Below are 16600 nucleotides of genomic sequence, written 5' to 3'. Positions count from 1 at the left end.
GCTCCCCTGCACGGACAAACCGGCAAGGCAGTTGCTGTCGTTGCGCGAGGGATGACCCTCACCGGAAGGGAGGGCCCTCGAACACCCGGTGCACCCTGCCCGGATGAAGAACGACTGCGTCAGGCAGGTCTCCTGGCTTGCGGGTCAGCGCCGTTCCGGCCGCCTTCTCAGGACCGATGATCCCAATGGCAAATGGCTGGATGGCTCGCCGCTTACAGTTGCAGGGGCAGCCCCGGGGTTTTCACCCGGGTTCCCTTTTGATCCTCTCTCGAGGAACCTGTCGCGGCGCGGCTACTACTTCACGCCCGCGGTGTGCGCAAGTGGTCGTGCCGCCAGGCAACGGCGATATCGCCGGGCCAGCTTCCGAGCCCTGTCGCAGCGAGGGACACGGCTCCCTGGATCCGTCGGGTCAGAGCCATTTCAGCGTGCGAAAGCGCCAGAACAGAAGGACGCAGATGACCACGATGACAATCAGCACCAGAGGATATCCATAGCGCCACGAAAGCTCGGGCATGTAGCGAAAGTTCATGCCGTAGATGCCGGCGATGGCGGTCGGCACCGCAAGGATCGCCGCCCAGGCGGCAAGCTGGCGGGTAATCGCGCCGGTCCGTTGCTGCTCCAGAAGGTTGCTGAATTCAAATACGGAATTGATCACTTCCCTGAGCGCTTCCGCCATGGCCTGCACCCGCCGAACATGATCGTTCACGTCGCTGAAGTAGGGGCGGGCATCCGGATCGATGCAGGGCAGCTCGCTGCGGACGAACTTGGCGGCGACCTCGCCCATGGGGATGAGCACCCGCTGAAAACGGATGAGTTCACGGCGCAGGCTGAAAATGCGGATGATCTCGTCACGGCCCAGGAAGTTGTCGACCGTGCGCCGCTCCATCGCGAGGGTATCTTCCTCGATCGTCTCGATGATTGGAAGATAGCCGTCGACGATATAGTCGAGAATGGCGTGCAGCACGTAACCCACGCCGTTCTGCAGCATGCTGGGCTTCTGCTCCAGCTCGCCGCGCAGCTTCGAGAACTCCCGTTCGTGACCGTGGCGCACGGTTATGATGTGGCTGTGCCCCACAAAGATCAGGATCTCACCGTAGTGTATCTTGTCTTCCACGAGTTCGGCAGTGCGGGCGGTGACGAACAACTGGTCGCGGTAGACATCAACCTTAGGTATCTGCTTGCCGTTGATCGCATCCTCCACCGCCAGCGGGTGAAGGCCATACTGATCCTGAAGCAGCCGCAGATCCTGCGGGGTGGGATCAAGCAGGCCGATCCAGACAAACTCCGAATGATCGTCAGGGCAATGGACCTTCTCAGTCACGTCGATATCCCGGACGCGTTTGCCGTCTCTGTAAAGAACCGCTGCGACTACGCTCATGTCATGCTCCGAGCCCGATATCCTGGGCACGGTGAAAAGCGCCTGATCTCGTCTTTTGCTCCTGAATGATCTTCAAAACAGCCTTTCCGCTTGCAAGAGCCGCTGCATGCCGGCGTCTCCTCCCTCGGTGAGAAAGCGTGGCGGGGAGGGGGCCTTCTGCCGCCGTGAAAGCCATGATGATCAGCCAATCGGCCAAAATCCTATGCAATCACTATGCGATCGGCGGCTCGCTCGTCTCGAATTCCTACGGTGCACTGGCCTAGTGGGAAGGCTGCATTCGACTCATCCCGCCTGTTGCGGCATGAGCTTGCAGGAGCATCATCATGCAGGACCTCCTTTGGGCAGGCCTTCTCCTCGTCTTGCTGGTCGCGAGCCTCGGCTATGCGGCCCTGTGCAACCGTGCGTGAGGGGCCGCCAGCCATGACCATCGATCTCTGGCTTGCCGGCTTCACCGCGCTTGGCCTTCTCGTCTATCTCGTCGCCGTGCTCGCGCGGCCCGAACGCTTCTGAGGGGCGCACCGATGACCGTTCAGGGATGGCTGCTCATCGCAGTCTTCGTCGGCATCCTGCTGGCGCTCGCCAAGCCCGTAGGGCTTTGGCTTTTCGCTCTCTACGAAGGCCGCCGCACTCCGCTTCATGCCGTATTTGGCCCGGTGGAGCGGAGCTTCTACCGGCTTTCCGGCATCAACCCGGAAGAGGACCAGACCTGGCGGCGCTACGCCGTCCACATGCTGGTCTTCAACGCGCTGCTGATCCTCATGACCTACGGGCTGCTGCGTGCACAGGCGCTTCTGCCGCTCAATCCGCAAGGCCATGCTGCTCTCGGCGAGCATCTCGCCTTCAACACCGCGATCAGCTTCGGGTCCAACACCAACTGGCAGAGCTATGGCGGGGAATCGACGATGTCGAACCTGTCGCAGATGCTGGCGCTCACCATTCACAACTTCCTTTCAGCCGCGACAGGCATCGCCCTGGCCTTCGCGCTGTTTCGGGGGTTTGCCCGGCGAAGTGCAGCAGGGATCGGCAACTTCTGGGCCGACGTCACGCGGATTACGCTGTACCTGCTGCTGCCCCTGTGCATTGTCCTGACCGTGTTCTACATTGCCAGCGGCGTACCGCAGACCCTGGCAGGCACCATTGACGTGAGCACGCTGGAAGGAGCCCGCCAGACGCTCGCTATCGGACCCGTGGCTTCGCAGGAAGCCATCAAACTTCTGGGCACGAACGGCGGCGGCTTCTTCAACGCCAACTCCGCGCATCCGTTCGAGAATCCGACCGCGCTGACCAACCTGGTGCAGATGCTATCGATCTTCGCGATCGGCGTCGGGTTGACCTACACGTTCGGCAAGGCCGTCGGAAACACGCGGCAGGGCTGGGCGATCCTTGCCGCTATGATGGCCCTGTTCCTTGCCGGCACGACCGTCACGTACTGGCAGGAGGCCGCGGGCAATCCCGTCCTCCACCAGCTGAATGCTGCAGGCGGTAACATGGAAGGCAAGGAAGTGCGGTTCGGCATTGCCGCGAGCGCGCTCTTTTCAGTCGTCACGACCGCCGCATCGTGCGGCGCGGTGAACGCCATGCACGACAGCTTCACGGCACTTGGCGGCATGATCCCGTTGTTCAACATGCAATTGGGCGAAGTGGTTATCGGCGGCGTGGGCGCAGGCATCTACGGCTTCCTGCTGTTCGCGATACTCGCGGTCTTCGTGGCTGGTCTCATGGTCGGCCGTACACCGGAATACGTGGGCAAGAAGATCGAGAGCCGTGAAGTCAAGCTGGCGGTGCTGGCGATCGCGGTCCTGCCGCTGACCATCCTGGGCATGAGCGCCGTCGCATCGGTGCTTCCTGCAGGATTGGCCGGGCCGCTCAACAAGGGACCGCACGGCTTCTCCGAAATCCTCTACGCCTTCACCAGCGCCGTGGCCAACAATGGCTCCGCGTTCGCCGGGCTCAGTGCGAACACGCCGTTCTACAACGGCCTGCTCGGCGTCGGGATGTGGATCGGACGGTTCTTCATCATTATTCCGATGTTGGCCGTGGCCGGAAGCCTTGCCGCCAAGAAGTACACCCCCGCGACCGCAGGCAGCTTCCCCACCACCGGCCCCCTGTGGACTGGCCTGCTGATCGGCATCGTGCTGATCGTCGGCGGCCTGACCTTCCTCCCCAGCCTCGCTCTAGGTCCCATTGCCGATCATATCGCAATGATCCGTGGCCAGCTTTTCTAAGGATCACCCCATGGCTCGGTCCGATACCAAATCCCTCTTTACCGCCGACCTGATCGTTCCTGCGATCCGCGACGCATTCCGCAAGCTTGACCCGCGGGAGCTGATCCGCAACCCGGTGATGTTCACAACGGCAGTCGTCGCAATCCTGCTGACGGTGCTGCTCATCGTCGGCAACGACGGTCTCGACGCGGGTTTCAAGGTCCAGCTCGTGCTGTGGCTCTGGTTGACCGTCCTCTTCGGCACGTTCGCCGAGGCTCTTGCCGAAGGGCGCGGGAAGGCACAGGCCGCCTCGCTGCGGGCCACCAAGGCCGAACTTACCGCCAGGCGTCTGAAGGGTGACGGCACGCGCTATGACAGCGTACCCGCGAGCCAGCTGAAGAAGGGCGATGTCGTTCTTGTCCAGACCGGCGACCTGATCCCGGCCGACGGCGAAGTGGTGGCGGGCGTCGCGTCGGTCAACGAGGCCGCGATCACGGGCGAGAGCGCGCCTGTGATCCGTGAAGCGGGGGGCGATCGTTCCGCCGTTACCGCCGGCACCCGCGTCATCTCGGACGAAATACGGGTGCGTGTCTCGGTGAACCCGGGACAGGGCTTCCTCGATCGCATGATCGCTCTGGTTGAAGGGGCGGAGCGGCAGAAGACCCCGAACGAGATCGCCCTGACGTTGCTGCTCGTGGGGCTGACCATCATCTTCCTGATCGCGGTCGCCACCATCCCCGGCTTTGCCGCCTACGCGGGTGGATCGGTGCCTGTCTCCATTCTGGCCGCCCTGCTCATAACCCTGATCCCGACGACGATTGCGGCGCTGCTGTCGGCCATCGGCATCGCCGGCATGGACCGCCTGGTGCGCTTCAACGTCCTGGCAAAGTCCGGCCGCGCGGTCGAAGCGGCCGGCGACATCGACGTTCTGCTGCTGGACAAGACGGGCACCATCACGGTGGGTGATCGTCAGGCGACGGAGTTTCGGCCGGTCAGCGGCACCGGCGTGGCCGAGCTGGCGGAGGCGGCGCTGCTGGCCAGCCTTGCGGACGAGACGCCGGAGGGTCGCTCGATCGTGGTTCTCGCGCGTGAGAAGGTCGGTTCCGTGATGGCGAGCCTCCCGGAGGGGGCGCAGGTGATCCCCTTCACGGCTCAGACCCGCATATCCGGTGTCGATACCGGTGGCAGGGTGATCCAGAAGGGGGCTGTGCAGGCGATCCTCAGGGCAAATCCCGGCGCGGGCGAAACGGCGGCGGCAACCGAGTTGCGCCGCATCACCGACGATATCGCCCGGGTGGGCGGCACACCTCTGGCGGTTGCCGTCGACGGCCGGCTGCTGGGCGCGATCTTCCTCAAGGATATCGTAAAGGCGGGTATTCGCGAGCGTTTCGGCGAACTGCGGGCGATGGGTATCCGCACCGTGATGATTACGGGCGACAACCCGCTCACCGCCGCCTCGATCGCGGCGGAGTCCGGCGTCGATGACTTCCTCGCCGAAGCGACACCCGAGGACAAGCTGCGGCTGATCCGTGAGGAACAGCAGGGCGGACGGCTTGTCGCGATGTGCGGCGACGGCACGAACGATGCGCCTGCACTGGCACAGGCGGATGTCGGCGTCGCCATGAACACCGGCACCCAGGCCGCGCGCGAGGCCGGAAACATGGTCGATCTCGACAGCGACCCGACCAAGCTGATCGAAGTCGTCGGCCTCGGCAAGCAACTGCTCATGACGCGCGGGGCGCTGACGACCTTCTCGGTCGCGAATGACGTGGCCAAGTACTTCGCCATCATCCCGGCCATGTTCGTGGCGCTCTATCCGGGGCTTGGCGTACTCAACGTCATGGGACTCGCGAGCTCGGAAAGCGCGATCCTCTCCGCGATCATCTTCAACGCACTCATTATCCCCTGCCTGGTGCCGCTGGCGCTCAGAGGCGTAGCGTACAGGCCGATGGGCGCGGGGCCGCTTCTGGCGCGCAACCTCGCGATCTACGGCCTCGGCGGCCTCGTCGCTCCGTTCATCGGCATCAAGCTCATCGATCTGGCCGTCGGCGGCCTGGGTCTCGCCTGAGGAGGCGGCAAAAAATGAACAACGACATAGTTTCGTCTCTGCGTCCGGCACTGGTCATGACGCTTCTCTTCGGCCTGCTGCTCGGCCTGCTTTACCCGATGGCGATGACCGGGCTCGGGCAGGCGCTCTTCCCGGCTCAGGCGAACGGCAGCCTGATAGTCGAGAACGGCAAGGTCATCGGGTCCAGCGTTGTCGGTCAGGCATTCACGTCGGAGCGCTATTTCAATACGCGGCCGTCGGCGGCGGGCAGCGGCTACGATGGCCTTGCTTCCTCCGGTTCCAACCTCGGCCCGACATCGCAGGTTCTGAGCGATCGCGTGAAAGAGCAGGCAGGAGCCATGGCGGCCGCCCAGCCCGGTCGGCCCGTTCCCGCCGATCTTGTCACCACATCCGGCTCCGGCCTCGACCCGCACATAACGCCCGAGGCCGCGTTCTACCAGGTAGAACGCATTGCTCGTGTCCGTGGGTTGGAGGTGGAGGCCGTCCGGCGCCTTGTCGGGCGAACCATCGAACAGCCGCTGCTCGGCTTTCTTGGAGAACCCCGTGTAAATGTCCTTGATCTCAATCGACGTCTCGATGCTTTGAGCGCAAGGTCGGCTCCATAAACCCTGAACGCTACCGAGCGAGCCAAGAACGCATGACCGAAAGTGGTCGCCCTGTTCCCGATGCCCTCCTGCGCGCGGCTGCGCAGGAGGGTCGAGGGCGCCTGAAGATCTTCCTCGGCGCCGCGCCGGGCGTGGGCAAGACCTGGGAGATGCTCTCCGAGGGACGCCAGCGTCGCGACGCGGGCGTCGACGTCGTCGTGGGCGTGGTGGAGACACATGGCCGGCGCGAGACCGAAGCGCTGGTCCAAGGGCACGAGGTCGTGCCGCGCCGGCAGGTGGAGCACATGGGCCACAGCCTGGGCGAGATGGACATCGATGCCATCCTTGCCCGCGCGCCCCAACTCGCACTGGTGGACGAACTGGCGCACACCAACGCGCCGGGCAGCCGCCACCCCAAGCGCTACCAGGACGTGGAGGAGCTGCTCGACGCCGGCATCGACGTCTACTCGACGCTGAACATCCAGCACGTGGAAAGCCTGAACGATGTCGTCGCCTCGTTTACGCGAGTCCGGGTGCGCGAGACCGTGCCGGACTCGATCCTCGAACGTGCCGAGATCGAGGTGGTGGACATACCGCCAGACGAACTGATCGAGCGGTTGAAGGATGGCAAGGTCTACGTCCCGCACGAGGCGACGCGAGCGCTGAGCCACTTCTTCTCCAAGTCAAATCTGACTGCCCTGCGGGAACTGGCGCTGCGCCATGCCGCGCAGGCCGTCGATGCGCAGATGGTGGAGCACGTCCGCGCCAACGCGCTTGCGGGCAATTTCGCGGTGGGCGAACGCGTCGTCGTGTGCGTGAGCGAGCAGCCGCACGCGGCGGGGCTGGTCCGCTCCGGGAAGCGGCTGGCCGACGCGCTGAAGGCGCCATGGTCCGTCGTTCATATCGAGACGCAGAGGAATCAGCAGTTCACCGACATTGACCGGCGCCAGCTGGCGGACACCCTGGCCCTGGCGTCCCGTCTCGGCGCGTCGACGGCCAGCATACCGGCGATGGGAGTGGTGGACGGCATCCGCGAATATTGCCGCGAAGCCCGCGCCACGCAGATCGTCGTCGGGAAATCTCCCCGCTCGTGGTGGTTCGAGCTTCGCCACGGCTCGGTTGTCGACCATCTTGTCCGGACCATCGGCGAGGTGGCAGTCCATGTCATGCCGGCGAGCGACGAGCCGGCCAGAGGCCGCCGACGGTCGCGTGCTCCGGGCGTATGGGGCCGGCCCTCTCACTATCTCTGTACTCTCGCGGTGGTGGCGGGGCTGACGGCGCTGGGCCGCGGGCTGGTGCGGGCCATAGACCTCGGCAACATCGCGCTGCTTTACCTCATCCCGGTGATGTTCGCCGCCGCGACATTTGGCCTGCGGGCCGGGCTGTTCGCAGGGCTCGCATCGAGCCTCGCCTATAACTTCTTCTTCCTGCCCCCCACAGGCACGCTGACGGTCAACAATCCGGAGAACGTCATCTCCATCCTCGTGCTGCTGGGGGTGGCGATCGTAACCAGTCAGTTCGCGGCGCGGGTGCGGGCGCAGGCGGACCTTGCGGGATCGAGCTCGAGGCAGAACGCGGCGCTTGCCAGCTTTTCACGGCAACTCACGGCGTCCGTTACACAGGCGGAACTCATGCAGGCGATTTGCGCCGATATCGCGCGCCTTCTGGATGTTCGCACGGCCCTGCTGCTCCCTTCGGCGCAGGGCCCGGACCTGCAGGCTGCCTACCCACCGGAAGACAGGCTGGACCAGATCGAACTGGCTGCCGCACAATGGGCCATCGACAACGAGCAGCCTGCGGGGCGGGGATCGAGTACCCTCACCGCCTCCGACTGGCTCTTTCATCCCCTGCGCACCAGCCGGGGGGTGCTCGGCGTGCTGGGCATCGCGCGCGACGACGCGGGCGAACCGCTGCGGTCGGACCAGGTGCCGCTGCTCATGAGTCTCCTTGACCAAGCCTCGATCGCCTTCGACAGAATGACGCTGGAGGAGGAAAGCCTGAAAGCCCGGCAGGTCGGCGAACGCGACAAACTCCGTTCGGCACTGCTCTCCTCCGTGAGCCACGATCTGCGGACACCTTTGACGACGATCTTGTCGGCGGCGCAGGAGTTAAGGAAGCACTCCTCGAACGACCTTGTCCTGGCGATCGACACTGAGGCGCAGCGCCTCAACCGCTTCGTCGCCAATCTGCTCGACATGGCCCGGGTTGAAGCCGGCGCCCTGCCGATGAAGGTCGAGGCGACCGATCTTTTCGACGCCGTCGCGGGCGCCGTGCACGATACGCGGGCCTCGCTTCAGGAGCGTGCCGTGCAGGTCGATATCGTGCCGGATATCCCGCTCGTCCGCGTCGATCCGGTGCTGCTGCATCATTGCCTCATCAATTTGCTCGATAATGCCGGCCGTTATGGGGACCCGGGCACACCCATCGTGATCCGCTGCCGCCGCCTGCCCGATGCCCTTGAACTTTCCGTCATCGACCGAGGTCCCGGTCTGCCGGCCGGAGAGGAGCAGCGCGTCTTCGAAACTTTCACACGGCTTGCAGGTTCGGACCGCGTGCGCCATGGGACGGGCCTGGGGCTTGCCATCGTCAAGGGTTTCGCCGAAGCCATGGGCCTGACCGTGGAAGCTGCGAACGACGTCGATCCGGACGGCGGAACCACGGGAGCCCGCTTCACCATCCGCATTCCCGACCGGCTCATCATCGCGCATCTCGACAGCGAGGACGTTCCATGAATATCCGCCACAAGGTTCTCGTCATCGACGATGAGCTTCATATTCGCCGACTGATAAACGCGGCGCTCGCACGTGCCGACTACTCGACACTGGAGGCCGAGAACGCGGGCGAGGCCTTGAACAAAGTCCGGCAGGAACGGCCGGACGTGGTGCTGCTCGACCTCGGCCTTCCAGACCGTGACGGACTAGAACTCGTGCCGCTCGTCAAGCAGATGCTGCCTGACACAACGCTGATCATCGTCTCGGCCCGCGAGGCGACCGCCGAAAAGGTGGCCGCGCTCGATCTGGGGGCAGACGATTATCTCACCAAGCCCTTTGACACGGACGAGTTGCTGGCGCGGGTGCGGGTGGCCCTGCGCAACCGTATGACCCGCGGCGGCGGGGCTCCGGCCCTGAAGATCGGGGATCTGGAAATCAATCTGCTGGACCGGACAATCACAAAGGCGGGCGCCAACCTTCATTTGACGCGCAAGGAATTCGCGGTCCTCTCACAGCTTGCAAGGTTCCCGGGAAAGGTCATCACGCACGAACAGATGCTGGCCCATGTCTGGCCCAACGAGGTCGAGCGCCACATCGAGTATCTGCGGGTGCTGGTGCGCACTCTGCGCCAGAAGCTTGAGGTTGATCCTCAGCGCCCGCAAATCATCAGCAACGAGGTGGGGATAGGCTATCGCCTGCGCGTGCCGGCCGATGCACTGGATGCCGGTTAGCAGGCTGAAACGCTGCAGGGCATGACCGGGGAGAGGCAATCACCTTAGCGCGTGCCATGTCGATTCGAGTAGTGCTAGGCTGGCCCCATAAGCATGAGGGAGTCTTCCATGATCGAACGTCGCCGTCTTCTAACGTCTGCCACGGCAGGCGCCGCGCTCCTTGCAGGAGGCCGGGTCTTCGCGCGGATGGCAGCGCAGGGCGAAACCGCCGAGGGCGCGACAAACCCGGCCCTGAAAGCCTTCATGGACGGCCATTTCAACGCCGAAGTCGATGCTTCGCCCGAGACGGCAACCGGTCTTGGCCTTGATGAGGGGCCCCGCGCCGCACTGAAGGCCCGGCTGACAATTCCCACACGCGACTACGAGGCCAAGGAGCAGGCACGCTTGCGTGCCGCCCGCACCGAACTTGCGAAGCTGGATCGGTCCGCGATGACGGCGCAGGACGCGATCTACTACGACACGATCGAGGCCAACTTCGACAGTGTCATCAGGACCTATTCCATTCCCTACGGACAGGGTGGATGGCCGCAGGTCTACCGTGTCAGCCAGGCGAATGGTGCGTATCTCAACACGGCTGACTTCCTGGATACGCAGCATACCATAAAAAACTCGGCGGATGCGGAGGCTTACGTATCGCGCGTGAATCAGTTCGCGGCCGTGCTGGATGCCGAGACCGATCGAGTCCGGGAAGACTTCGCACTGGGCGTCATTCCGCCTGACTTCATCCTCGACAAGACCATCGCGCTCCAGGCGGGGATGCTCGCCACACCCGCTGGGGAATCCACGCTGGTGCAGTCGATCGTGCGGCGAACGGGAGAGAGCGCAATCCCGGGTGCGTGGGGAGCGCGCGTCGAGAAGATCGTCGCCGAGCGGGTCTATCCCGCGCTGCAACGGCAGCATGATGTGTTGAAGGCCACGCTGCCGAAGGCTGGCCATGATGCATCCGTGTCCCGCCTGCCCCAGGGACAGCAATACTACGCCAACAGCCTCAACTTCATCACCACGACCCGGCTCACGGCGGAAGAGATCCACCGTGTCGGCCTTGAGCAGGTGGCGGAACTGACGTCGCTGTCGGATGGCTTGCTGAAGGCGCAGGGCATGACGCAGGGCACCGTCGGCGAACGCATCGCCGCCCTGCGGGCCGATCCCGCGAACATCTACGCCAACACCGATGAGGCGAAAGCCCAGCTTGTGGCTGACCTCAACACGCAGATGGCGGCGATGGAGGCGCTGCTGCCGCGCGCCTTCAGCCGCCTGCCCCGCGCGGGCGTCGAGATCAAGCGGGTGCCGCCGGAAATCCAGGAAGGGGCGTCGCTGGGATACTACAACCCGCCCAGCCTGGATGGCACCCGTCCGGGGATCTACTGGATCAACCTGACGGACACGGCCACCTGGCCCCGGTATTCGCTGCCCACCCTTACCTATCACGAGGCCATGCCGGGCCACCACCTGCAGATCGCTTTGCAGCAGGAGAGCGCTGCCGCGCCCAAGCTGATGAACCTGCTGTTCTTCTCCAGCTACGCGGAAGGGTGGGGACTTTATGCCGAGCAGCTGGCCGACGAACTTGGCGCTTACGCGAACGACCCGCTGGGTCGCGTGGGGTTCTACCAGAGCCTGCTGTTCCGCGCGGTCAGGCTCGTCGTCGATACCGGTATCCACGCCAAGGGATGGAGCCGGGAAAAGGCGATCCGCTACCTGATCGACAACACCGGTCAGGCGGAGGGCGGCGCCACCTCCGAAATTGACCGCTATTGCGTCTGGCCCGGGCAGGCCTGCGCCTACAAGGTAGGCCATAACGAGTGGGTTCGCCTGCGCGAGAAGGCCAGGGCAGCCCTGGGCGACCGTTTCGACATCCGCAGCTTCCACGAGAGGACGCTTGGTGGCGGAGGCATGCCTCTCACGGTACTGGAACGCGTCGTGGACAGGTGGATCACAGAGCAGCCATCGCCCGCGCGGTGAGCGTCTGCGGTACAAACGGGGCGTCCTGCCGACGCTCCGTGACGGCCGCATTGATTGTCGCAGGCGGGCTCTCAGAGGGCTGTTTGGCAGCTTCGGCGTGCCCCCTGCAGCCCCTGCCTGCGTCGGTTTGTCGCACGGCACGCTCCTATCAGCGGCACGAGCAGGGGCGACGTTTGCAACGTTCATCTACCCGTAATGTTGTCCTGAACACCCCTAAAGTCCGAAGTGCAGGCGCCCGTTCGGGGGCCTAGTACAACAGGGTGGAGGGGTTCTGCCGACCGGTGTCCGCATAATTGCGGACCGACGCGAAGCGGTGATTGCCAGCCTGACGGTTGAGTTTCCAAGGAGTACCGCAATGAGTGTCATTTCCAAAAGCCCCAAAGTTCTCCTGCTGGCTGCCATGCTGGCGGTGCCCGCGACGGGCACTTTCGCAGCCGATCAGCAGGAGCAGCAGGAGGGTGAACTCACGACGACGGTGACGGACACGTCGCCACCGTCGGCCGCCGAGATGACGAAGGGGCCTAAAATCGAAGGCATCATCTCCGCACGCAGCGGCGACCGCATGCAGGTCACGGCGGAGAACGGCAGCAAGTCCGTCATCACGATCACCGATGCCACGAAGATCACCGCGAGCGGTGGCTTCCTGAGCCTCAATCGCAGCCGGCTCGCCGCAGCATCGCTGCTCAACGGCCTCCCGGTCGAGGTCAAGACCATGCAGGCGGGCAATGTACTGGTGGCCAGCGAGATCGACATCAAGAACAAGGATCTCAAGACGGCGGCGATGATCCATAACGGCACCGACCAGCGCTTTGCGGAGCAGACCGCCGCGACGGACGCGCTGCGCAGCCGCATGGGCGACATCGACAAGTACAACGTCAAGAGCACCACCGACGTGAACTTCGACACCGGCAAGTCCGTGCTGTCCGAACAGGCCAAGGCTGATCTGTGCGCCGCGGCGAAGACCGCCGAAGGCATGGACAACGCCCTGCTTCTGGTCGTTGGCTACACGGACTCGACCGGCAGCGAGGAGTTCAACCAGGAGCTGAGTGAGAAGCGCGCCGCCCGCGTCGTGAACTATCTCCAGCAGGCCTGCCGCTGGAAGCCCTACCGCATGCTAACGCCCACTGGCATGGCCGAGGCGGACCCGGCTGCAAGCAACGACACCGAAGAAGGCAAGGCACGCAACCGCCGCGTGACCGTCAACGTCCTCGTCAGCAAGGGCCTGGACGGCCTCTGAGCCTTGTGATCGGGGACGTTGCTCCAGCGTCCCCGATCCTCGGGAAAAGGCGCAACGCTGCAGGCTCCATTTAACAGGATAAGCAGTGGGAACCGGACCTGCTCCGGAGGCTATTTGAAGCCGCATGGTCGCGATGCCGTTCGTCGCGGCCGATCGGTTTCAAGTAGCTCACGAGGAGGATTTCCGCCCATGGCCAGTCTGCAGCCGCCGCTCCCGGAACAGCAGCAGCAACCGCCTGGCACCACCGCCGCGATGGACCCGCGACCTGACCATGGCGAGGACAGCTATGAGGGTCATGGACGTCTTGCGGGCAAGAAGGTCGTGATCACAGGGGGCGACAGCGGCATCGGCCGCGCCGTCGCCATCGCTTTCGCGCGCGAAGGTGCCGACGTCCTGATCTCCTACCTGAACGAGGATGAGGACGCGCAGGAGACCGTGCATCTGGTGGAGCAGGCCGGTCGCAAGGCCGTGTCGGTCCCGGGCGACATCGGCGATCCGGCACACTGCCGTTCGATTATCGAGCAGGCGGTGGAGGCGTTCGGCGGGATCGACGTGCTGGTGAACAACGCCGCGCACCAGATGACGTTCGAGGACATTGCCGACATCTCGGATGAGGAATGGGACAAGACCTTCCGCACTAACATCCACGCCATGTTCTACCTGGCGAAGGCAGCGGTGAAGCACATGAAGCCGGGGGCGGCGATCATCAACACGACCTCGGTTAATGCCGACATGCCGAAGCAAACGCTTCTGCCCTACGCCACGACCAAGGGCGCCATCCAGAACTTTACAGCGGGGCTTGCGCAGATGCTGATGCCGAAGGGCATCCGCGTGAACTGCGTCGCGCCCGGCCCCGTCTGGACTCCGCTGATACCAGCGACGATGCCGCCGGAAGAGGTCGCGCAGTTCGGCGCTACTTATCCCATCGGCCGCCCCGCGCAGCCGAAGGAACTCGCTCCCGCCTACGTCATGCTCGCTAGCGACGAGGCCAGCTACGTGTCCGGCGCCACCATAGCGGTGACGGGCGGCAAGCCGTTCCTCTGAGCCGCGAGCACGGGACCGCCTCGAGCCGATGCTCGGCGTGGGCCATCCACAAGGGAAGTCCCCAGTGACGGCGGGAGCAGTGGAGTTTGCTCTCGTTCTGAGCGGGGGTAACGCGCTCGGAGCATACCAGGCAGGTGCTTATGAGGCGCTGCATGAGCGTGGCTTTCTGCCAGACCGGGTGGCGGGTGCCTCCGTCGGCGCGATAAACGGGGCGATCATTTGCGGGAACGCGCCCCTCGATCGCCTGAAGAAGCTGCGGGCCTTGTGGACACCGGCAGCGAAAGGTTCGCCAGCGATGGAAGCGGGCGGGATTCTGGAAGACATCCGGCGATCCTTCGCAGCCATGATGACCCTCGCTGCGGGACGTCCGGGCGTTTTCGCGCCTCGCTACTTCTCCTGGCTGACGCCCGGCCTCAGCCTGTCCGAACAGGTCAGCCTTCACGATACGCTTCCATTACGCGCGGAACTCGAACGTCTGCTGGATTTCGACTTGTTGAATGCGCCCTCGGCACCCGCCTTCCTAGCAACGGCGATTGACATCGAGACGGGCGAGGACGTTGCCTTCGACAGCCGCAGGCAGCCTGTACACGCCGACCATCTTCGTGCGAGCGCCGCCCTGCTGCCCGCCTTCGCCCCTGTGGAAATAGACGGGCGGCTCTTCGGCGACCCGGGCATGTCGGCCAACCTGCCGCTCGATTGCGCACTGCACGAACCGGGCGACGGCCCGTTGCTGTGCTTCGCTCTCGACCTTCTCCCGCTGCACGGCCGTCGGCCGGGCCGCCTCTCGGAATCGGTGCTGCGCATGCAGGACCTTTTGTTCGCTACGCAGAGCCGTCGCACCATCGCTGCCTGGCAGACCATCTTTGACGAACGCGCAAAGCAAGGCGAAGGACGGCCGATCACCCTTGTCCACCTCGCTTACCGCGACCAGGACCCGGAAGTGAGCGGCAAAGCCTTTGACTTCTCCGGTCGGTCCGCCGCGCATCGGTGGCAGGCGGGCTTCACCGATACGATGCAGGCGCTTGATGACCTTGCCGCCGGCACCGTGGAACTGAGGAGACGTGCCGGGATGTCAGTCTATGCACGTCCGGCACCATGCGCGGGCTTGCAGCTCACCGGCCACTCTCTGGTTCCTTCTGGTGCCTGAGCCCGGTGCCATTCCAATCTTGGTCGACCGCGATGTGCCGGCGAAAAGCGGCGTGTAGCCGTTTGTGAAGCTGAAGAGGTCTATTGCTACCGCGATTACCGTGGCTAAAATCTCTCCTTATTTCCAACTTCAGTTATATAACCAAATAAATACCTCTTGTGTATCAGGTGCGTACCCTCGGTTGTTTTGCTGAAATTAAGCCCGATAGCGGAATGATCATCGCGCAGCGGAGGCATGCGGCATTATCCCTTAGTCCAACAGGTTCGGCAAAAGGCGCTTTAGGCGGGTTCATCGTTTCTCTCGATGAAGTCACCTCTTGATCTACCCTGCCGGGCTACGGCCTGAACAATGATGTAGGGATTGGCATGGCAGTCGAGATTTTCGACAAGGCAACTCGTGCGACACGCACGGTTTCCGAAGATTCCGTCGTTATAGATGGCCCGAGCGTCATCAAGGTATACGCCAACCGAGCGGATCTGTCGGCTCTCGAACGGCAAGGTAACGATCTTCTTATCCGCCTGCGATCGGGTGAGGAGATCCGCGTCGTCAACTTCTACGGTGACAGCACCGCCGGCAATGTCAGCGAAGTGGTGCTTCAGGACACGGACGGCGAGCTTTGGGCCGTCCGGCAGGGCGACACTCTCGAGTTCATCGGCATCGAGGAACTGGAAGAGCTGGTCGAACCCGCTGCTTCCATCGCTGCAGCAGGTGAGGGTGTCGGCATTCTTCCGGCGCTTGGCCTTCTGGGAACCGCTGGCCTGATCGCCGCCGCCGCCGGCACGGGCGGGGATGACGATACCGATGCTGATGCGGATGCTGATGCTGATGCGGATGCTGATGCTGACGCGGATGCTGACGCGGATGCTGACGCTGACGCAGATGCAGATGCGGACGCTGATGCTGACGCAGATGCTGATGCGGATGCTGACGCTGATGCGGATGCTGACGCAGATGCAGATGCTGACGCAGATGCTGATGCTGATGCGGATGCAGATGCAGATGCTGACGCTGATGCGGATGCGGATGCGGATGCGGATGCGGACGCGGACGCTGATGCTGATGCTGATGCTGACGCGGATGCGGATGCGGATGCGGACGCGGACGCTGATGCTGATGCTGACGCGGATGCGGATGCTGATGCGGATGCTGATGCTGACGCTGATGCCGACGCTGATGCGGACGCGGATGCCGATGCCGATGCCGATATCGACCTTCCCGCTACTCCAACGGCCACCTTTGCGGACACCGGCGTAGCTGGCGACAGTATCACCAACGACAGCAGAATTACTGTCGGCAATCTTGAAACTGGTGCCCGCTGGGAGTTCAGCTCTGACTCAGGGGCAAGCTGGACCACCGGCAGCGGCAGCAGCTTCCTGCTTGCTGAAGGAAGCTACGAAGCCGGCGTGGTAGAGGTTCGTCAGATCGACGCGGCAGGTAACGTCAGCGACACGTTCGAACTACCCAGCCTCACCATCGACATCAGCGTCCTGCCGCCTTCGGGGGCACTCGCCAGCGACACAGGCGTATCGACTACCGA

The 16600-nt window shown here is 63.9% G+C and carries 12 protein-coding genes and 1 riboswitch; of the genes, 11 read left to right on the top strand and 1 reads right to left on the bottom strand.

Features of this window, described 5'->3' with window-relative positions:
* Positions 1 to 104: 104 nt before the first annotated feature.
* Positions 105 to 296: riboswitch (cobalamin riboswitch) on the bottom strand.
* A 113-nt stretch (positions 297 to 409) separates the two neighbouring features.
* Positions 410 to 1378 (bottom strand): magnesium/cobalt transporter CorA, encoded by a 969-nt coding sequence (gene corA / locus C2R25_RS11565; protein WP_103729350.1) that lies wholly within the window; start codon positions 1376 to 1378, stop codon positions 410 to 412.
* Positions 1379 to 1798: 420 nt separating this feature from the next.
* On the opposite strand from corA, the gene C2R25_RS11560 reads away from it, so the two are divergent.
* The 11 genes from C2R25_RS11560 to C2R25_RS20210 all read left to right on the top strand — a co-directional run.
* Entirely contained in the window at positions 1799 to 1888 is a 90-nt protein-coding gene (locus C2R25_RS11560) for a potassium-transporting ATPase subunit F (protein WP_008829858.1), read from the top strand.
* An 11-nt stretch (positions 1889 to 1899) separates the two neighbouring features.
* Positions 1900 to 3603, top strand: coding sequence for a potassium-transporting ATPase subunit KdpA (gene kdpA, locus C2R25_RS11555; RefSeq protein WP_103729349.1), 1704 nt, complete (start codon positions 1900 to 1902; stop codon positions 3601 to 3603).
* Between the two features lie 10 nt (positions 3604 to 3613).
* Positions 3614 to 5650, top strand: a complete 2037-nt coding sequence (gene kdpB, locus C2R25_RS11550) for a potassium-transporting ATPase subunit KdpB (RefSeq protein ID WP_103729348.1) — start codon at positions 3614 to 3616, stop codon at positions 5648 to 5650.
* A gap of 14 nt (positions 5651 to 5664) precedes the next feature.
* Positions 5665 to 6255: a potassium-transporting ATPase subunit KdpC gene (gene kdpC / locus C2R25_RS11545; RefSeq protein ID WP_103729347.1), complete on the top strand. Its 591-nt coding sequence runs from the start codon at positions 5665 to 5667 to the stop codon at positions 6253 to 6255.
* A 32-nt stretch (positions 6256 to 6287) separates the two neighbouring features.
* On the top strand, positions 6288 to 8966 hold the full coding sequence (locus C2R25_RS11540; protein WP_103729346.1) for a sensor histidine kinase KdpD: 2679 nt from the start codon (positions 6288 to 6290) through the stop codon (positions 8964 to 8966).
* A complete protein-coding gene (locus C2R25_RS11535) occupies positions 8963 to 9676 on the top strand; it encodes a response regulator (RefSeq protein WP_103729345.1) in 714 nt (237 codons plus the stop codon). Before C2R25_RS11540 ends, C2R25_RS11535 begins: the two co-directional genes overlap by 4 nt.
* A gap of 108 nt (positions 9677 to 9784) precedes the next feature.
* Positions 9785 to 11635: a DUF885 family protein gene (locus tag C2R25_RS11530; protein WP_103729344.1), complete on the top strand. Its 1851-nt coding sequence runs from the start codon at positions 9785 to 9787 to the stop codon at positions 11633 to 11635.
* A 355-nt stretch (positions 11636 to 11990) separates the two neighbouring features.
* Positions 11991 to 12872 carry an OmpA family protein gene (locus C2R25_RS11525; RefSeq protein ID WP_103729343.1) on the top strand — a complete coding sequence of 294 codons (882 nt, stop codon included), beginning with the start codon at positions 11991 to 11993 and terminating at the stop codon, positions 12870 to 12872.
* Positions 12873 to 13061: 189 nt separating this feature from the next.
* Positions 13062 to 13916, top strand: coding sequence for a glucose 1-dehydrogenase (locus C2R25_RS11520; RefSeq protein WP_103729342.1), 855 nt, complete (start codon positions 13062 to 13064; stop codon positions 13914 to 13916).
* Positions 13917 to 13980: 64 nt separating this feature from the next.
* A complete protein-coding gene (locus C2R25_RS11515; protein ID WP_158250651.1) occupies positions 13981 to 15063 on the top strand; it encodes a patatin-like phospholipase family protein in 1083 nt (360 codons plus the stop codon).
* A gap of 365 nt (positions 15064 to 15428) precedes the next feature.
* Positions 15429 to 16600, top strand: a 1172-nt coding sequence (locus C2R25_RS20210; RefSeq protein WP_146049650.1) for a BapA prefix-like domain-containing protein, incomplete at its 3' end; no start/stop codon positions are given.

This window comes from Novosphingobium sp. HII-3 (assembly GCF_002916655.1).
Classification (GTDB): Bacteria; Pseudomonadota; Alphaproteobacteria; order Sphingomonadales; family Sphingomonadaceae; genus Novosphingobium; species Novosphingobium panipatense.
Note: the sequence above shows the minus strand (reverse complement) of the source record. Positions and strands in the feature narration are given on the sequence as shown.

Coding starts and splice junctions, on each gene's coding strand:
- C2R25_RS11530 (WP_103729344.1), top strand. CDS start 9,785: ATGATCGAACGTCGCCGTCTTCTAACGTCTGCCACGGCAGGCGCCGCG.
- C2R25_RS11520 (WP_103729342.1), top strand. CDS start 13,062: ATGGCCAGTCTGCAGCCGCCGCTCCCGGAACAGCAGCAGCAACCGCCT.
- C2R25_RS11535 (WP_103729345.1), top strand. CDS start 8,963: ATGAATATCCGCCACAAGGTTCTCGTCATCGACGATGAGCTTCATATT.
- corA (WP_103729350.1), bottom strand. CDS start 1,378: ATGAGCGTAGTCGCAGCGGTTCTTTACAGAGACGGCAAACGCGTCCGG.
- kdpC (WP_103729347.1), top strand. CDS start 5,665: ATGAACAACGACATAGTTTCGTCTCTGCGTCCGGCACTGGTCATGACG.
- C2R25_RS11525 (WP_103729343.1), top strand. CDS start 11,991: ATGAGTGTCATTTCCAAAAGCCCCAAAGTTCTCCTGCTGGCTGCCATG.
- kdpA (WP_103729349.1), top strand. CDS start 1,900: ATGACCGTTCAGGGATGGCTGCTCATCGCAGTCTTCGTCGGCATCCTG.
- C2R25_RS11540 (WP_103729346.1), top strand. CDS start 6,288: ATGACCGAAAGTGGTCGCCCTGTTCCCGATGCCCTCCTGCGCGCGGCT.
- kdpB (WP_103729348.1), top strand. CDS start 3,614: ATGGCTCGGTCCGATACCAAATCCCTCTTTACCGCCGACCTGATCGTT.
- C2R25_RS11560 (WP_008829858.1), top strand. CDS start 1,799: ATGACCATCGATCTCTGGCTTGCCGGCTTCACCGCGCTTGGCCTTCTC.